6 protein-coding genes are annotated in these 4,740 nt (G+C 59.6%); all 6 read right to left on the bottom strand.

Annotated elements, in window-relative coordinates:
• Positions 1-662, bottom strand: a 662-nt coding sequence (locus tag JNL55_RS12715; protein WP_293853400.1) for a type II secretion system F family protein, incomplete at its 3' end; no start/stop codon positions are given.
• A 159-nt stretch (positions 663-821) separates the two neighbouring features.
• The gene (locus JNL55_RS12710; RefSeq protein WP_293853398.1) at positions 822-1,622 is read right to left on the bottom strand and encodes a type II secretion system F family protein; all 801 of its coding nucleotides are present in this window, start codon (positions 1,620-1,622) and stop codon (positions 822-824) included.
• A gap of 55 nt (positions 1,623-1,677) precedes the next feature.
• Positions 1,678-3,000, bottom strand: coding sequence for a CpaF family protein (locus tag JNL55_RS12705; protein WP_293853395.1), 1,323 nt, complete (start codon positions 2,998-3,000; stop codon positions 1,678-1,680).
• A gap of 27 nt (positions 3,001-3,027) precedes the next feature.
• Positions 3,028-3,570, bottom strand: a complete 543-nt coding sequence (locus JNL55_RS12700) for a hypothetical protein (RefSeq protein ID WP_293853393.1) — start codon at positions 3,568-3,570, stop codon at positions 3,028-3,030.
• On the bottom strand, positions 3,567-3,770 hold the full coding sequence (locus JNL55_RS12695) for a hypothetical protein (protein WP_293853391.1): 204 nt from the start codon (positions 3,768-3,770) through the stop codon (positions 3,567-3,569). The genes JNL55_RS12700 and JNL55_RS12695 overlap by 4 nt, the downstream gene beginning before the upstream one ends.
• Positions 3,771-3,847: 77 nt before the next feature.
• The coding region (locus tag JNL55_RS12690; protein ID WP_293853388.1) for an Imm52 family immunity protein at positions 3,848-4,740 on the bottom strand (893 nt) is incomplete at its 5' end.

The raw sequence follows: 4,740 nt of genomic DNA, 5'->3' as shown, positions 1-4,740 counted from the left end.
AGCGCGATCAACGGCAACAACATCTTCACCGGCGCTTGGTTGGCTAGCTTTTCGGCGCGGAGAAAGCGCTCCTGTCGTCGTTGTCGTGCTTGATCGGCCAGCACTTCTCCTAGCGAGCCGCCGGATTGCTCGGCTTGCGCGACAGCGGCTACGAAGTTGGTTACGGCCGGCAGCAGCATTCGTTGCGCCAAACGATCCATTGCGGTTCGTCTTGAAAGCCCGGCTCGCGATTCGCGGAGGTAGCGGCAGAACTCTTGTTTTACCGGGCCGTTCGGCAGTGAGTTGACGGCTTGCTCCAAAGCTGCGGTGAAATTCAGACCGGCTTTCATGGCGAGCACGAGCACGTCCAGGAAGAACGGAAATTGTTTTTCGAAACGGGCTTGGCGATGCTTGGCTAGTTCGCGTAGCCGTAAATCGGGATAAAGGAAGGCGAGCGGTGTAACCGCGGCGGCGATTGCGATGTGCAGCGGGTCTTTCAGCTCGAACGACGTTATCGCAGCCACCGATATCGTCGCGCCCAGTGCCGAGACGAGGTGGCGAATGACCAGAAACTCGGCCGGGCTGATGAAGTAGGTGGCGCCGGCGGCGTCTAGCTGAGCTTGCAGTACCTCGCGCCGCTGTGTGTTCAGCGACGTCTCTACAGAACTGCTGTACCAGCGCATCGCTGGCCTCAGCGCTCTCAGAAGCCAAGGCAGCCGATCTCGCCAGGCTTCGTCGCGGCCTGCAGGTGGCTGAGTGCCGCTGCGTAACGCGAAAGGCAAAAGAGTAAGCAGGCCGCAGCTCAGACCGGCTAGGAGCATCGCCAAGTACATGGGGCTCTCCTAAACGTCGATGCGGACGATCTTGCGGATCATCCACGCGGCCAGCGCCATCATTGCCGCGACCACGGCCAGCACCACCCAGCCGTACCACTGCGTGAACAGCAAGCTCATGCGCTCGGGTTGCTGCTTGTACAAAACCAGCCCGATGAACACTGGCAGCAGGCCAACCACCCAACCCTGCGCTCTACCCATCGCAGTGAGCGCATCGATCTTGCCTTCAACGTGCGCCTTCTCTTGCAACGTTCTCGCCAGTGATTCGAGCGTGTCAGCGAGATTGCCGCCGACTCGGCGGGACACATTCATCGCGGTATTCATCAGATCCAGCTCGGGCGCGCCGACGCGCTCACGCAAATCATCCAGCGATTCAGCCAGCGGCCGACCGAGCCGCTGCTCGGAGAGCACGATGCTGAACTCCTGACTCAGCGGCGCGGGCTGACGGGAAGCCATCAGTTCGAGACCACGCGACAAGTTGCAGCCGGCGCGCATGGCCGAACTCAGTGCCAGTAAGGCATCGGGAAGTTGATATACAAATTGCTTTCGTCGGCGATCGGCCAGGCGCCGGGCGTACAGCCAAGGGCAGGTCAGGCTGGCAATAGTCGCAACCACGACAACGACCACACCTGCTAGCGAGTACGCGAGCGAACCCACCACTACTGTCGAAGCGACGCTCACCAGAAACAAGAAGCGAGGATTGGTGAGCACAAAGCTCTGCTTCAGGCTTGCGCCAATGCCAGCGATGAACGAGCGCCGGTAGCTCAGCACTGCCTTCGCAACGAGCGCCGCGACTATCGTCGCCGCCAAGGCCGTGCACAGGATGATTGGAAGCAGAGAGTGGGTTAGCTGATACCTAAGCATGTCAGCCCACCCGTGCCGACGCCGCGGCCGAATCTTGGGTCTCGGCAAAGACGCCTCTGTCCAATCGAATGCCCATCTCTTCCAGCGCTTCATAAAAGGCCGGCGGCTGCCCCGAGCCGCGATAAATGCCCACCACCGCACCTCGGCTGGCGACGCCCTGCTGCCGAAAATTGAACAGCGGCTGGGTGAGAATCACATCGCCTTCCAAGCCTTCGACCGAAACAATGGCCGTCACTCGTCGCCGGCCATCGCTGAATCTGGACAACTGCACGACGATGTCGACGGCTGACGCGATCTGCTCGCGAATCGCTCGCACGGGCAGCTCCATGCCTGCCATCAACACCATCACTTCCAGGCGCGACAGCAGATCTCGCGGCGAGTTGGCGTGACCCGTGGTCAGCGAACCGTCGTGGCCGGTGTTCATCGCTTGCAACATGTCGAGCGCCTCGCCACCGCGACACTCGCCAACGATGATTCGGTCAGGTCGCATGCGAAGCGCGTTGCGCACCAGATCGCGGATGGTGACTTCGCCGCGGCCTTCAACATTCGGCGGGCGCGCTTCGAGCGACAATACATGCGGTTGAGCAAGCCGCAGTTCGGCGGCGTCTTCGATGGTGACGATACGCTCGTTGCTCGAGATGTATTCGGACAAGGCGTTGAGAAAGGTAGTCTTACCGGTGCCCGTGCCGCCGGACACGATGATGTTCTTGCGATACTGCACGCAGACTTTCAGGAATTCGGCCATCGATGCGGTCAATGCGCCGATGTCCACGAGTCGCGCCATCGAGTAACGCTGCCCGGCGAAACGCCGGATCGTCAGAATGGGGCCGATCAACGATAACGGTGGAATGATTGCATTCACCCGCGAACCATCCGGCAAGCGGCCGTCGACCATCGGCACCCCTTCATCGATGCGGCGGCCGATGGGCGCGACGATGCGCTCGATCACACGCATCAACGAATCGGCGCTGATGAAGCGGGCCGGAACGGCGGCCAGCAAGCCGTTGCGTTCCACGTAAATCTGACTCGGCCCGTTCACCATGACTTCACTGACGGAGTCGTCATGCAAGTAGGGCTCGATGGGACCGTAGCCCATGATCTCGGCCGTCATCTCCTGCACAAAGGTCGCGCGGTCGATGCTTTCTGGCAGTCGTATGGCGCCGGACGCGAGGATGGTTTCGATGGCTTGCTCGGCTTCCGAGCGTAGATCTGTGCCGTCGAGGTTGTTCAATGCCGTGCGACGGAATAGATCCAACTCGCGCAGGACCAGCGGCTGGAGTCGTTCCTTGAATGCCGCTGCCAATTCGGCGGATGTCGTGGTCATCGTGCGTTCCTTCGCAGTGCTAATCGCTCAGTCCAGATATTTGAGATGCGTCCAAGAGCGGCGTACGTGTTCGGCCAGGTGCGGCAGCTTGTCTTTCAAGGTGACCAGCTGCATCACTACGGGCGGTTTGCCTTCGCGATGGCCACAGAACATGCGGATGTCGATGGGCAGGTTGTTCTGCTCGGCTGAGAAGGTGGCTTCGTAGCCTGTCAGGTCACCGTATCTTCGCGGCTCGAGGTGATCAGGTGGCTTCGTGCGGTAGTTCTTCGCCATCTGATGAAGCACGCCGCGGGCCACCTCTTTCATTTCGTTCCGTTCGAATTGGAACGGCGGCAGCGTGCTCCAACTCATGTGCGCCGGCGGGTAAGTGAGCGCCGGTGTTTCCGCGATGAATGTGACTCCGCCCTTCTTCTTTTGCAGCGTGGTGTCCCACTCGGGATCTTGCTCGGTCCAGATTTCCAGATTCAGCTCGGGCAAGCGGTGGATGATCATCGGGCGGCCGGCGCGCGCGTTCGCGTTGCTCGACGACAGCGTGCAGATGAATGCGATTAGTAGAGCGACCGACTTCATAGCGTTGCTCCCGGGGATTGAGCCGCTATCAAGCCGATCAAGAACGTTGTTAGGGTTGCTGTGAGGCCGGTCCAGTGATTGGTTCTTCGGAAGGCGTCGCGCCAGTCGAGGCAAGCGAGCATTAGCCACATCACTAGCCAGATCAGTGCGTAGGACAAGGCCAGCCGGCCGAGCAGATTACCGAGTTGGAAGGCGCTCATGCGATTGGTGTCCTCGCGTGAGATTTTTGGGTGTGCTGGCGGTGTTTCATTTGGCGTTCCTTGCCGGTTCTGTTTTTTTAGGTTGAGTTTGTTAGCGCCTCTTCCAGAGGCGTGTAGATGACGCGGAGCTGTTGTTCCGTGATATTGGTGTAGTCGGCCAGGAGTTGGCGCACTTGGTGTGCGGGTTCCTCCAGGCCGATGTGCCATTCGATGCGGACGCCTCCGGCTTTTGCTGCTGCTTTTACTTGGCGCTTCGCTTCGTTCAGGACTGGACCGTCCCAGCCTCGGTGGCCCCATTCCTTGGGGTGCCTCTTCAGGCGCCTGAACAGTTTCGCGTACAGCAACACTTTGCGGTCGGGGTCGTAGCCGTCGAAGTTGATGCAATGGACGGTGTACTTTCTGTTTGCCGGGGCGCCGGAGATGTATTGCTCGTACTTTTGCTCTTCTTCGTCTGGGGGCCAGCCTTCGATTGCGTAGGTCGCGTCGTTGACTAGACCAAATTCGTCTAGGACGTCTCTTACTCGTTTTCCCGCTGCTACGTCTTGCGGATTGTTCGCGTCGGGGAGGTGAGGAGTTGTTTCGATGAGGATGCCGTTGGCAAACGGCTCATGGCGGATGTCGCTCGGGAGGCAGGCTGCGAGATTGGGGAATGGCAGGTAGAAGAGCCATTGGCCGGCGTAGGAGCCGCGATCGTTACCTCGTACGCATGGCTGATATCTCGTAACGGTCACTCCGCCGACGTTGCCGCTCCAATGAACAACCATCTCTTTGAGCACCTGCCTGAGTTCATCGCGAGAAAATTTGCTGGCTGAGCTCTCCGACATTTCAAGAACCGCAGATGCTTCAGATTCGACGCTGGCAGACGACCCTTGCAGCCGCAAGGCATAACCTCCTTCTTCAATTGGCGGCATCATGCGAGTCTCTGCGTCAATCGAGCCGTAACTCAGCGAGAACCCTATTCTAGATAGCG

Source organism: Steroidobacter sp., from assembly GCF_016790065.1.
Taxonomy (GTDB): Bacteria; Pseudomonadota; Gammaproteobacteria; order Steroidobacterales; family Steroidobacteraceae; genus Steroidobacter.
Note: the sequence above shows the minus strand (reverse complement) of the source record. Positions and strands in the feature narration are given on the sequence as shown.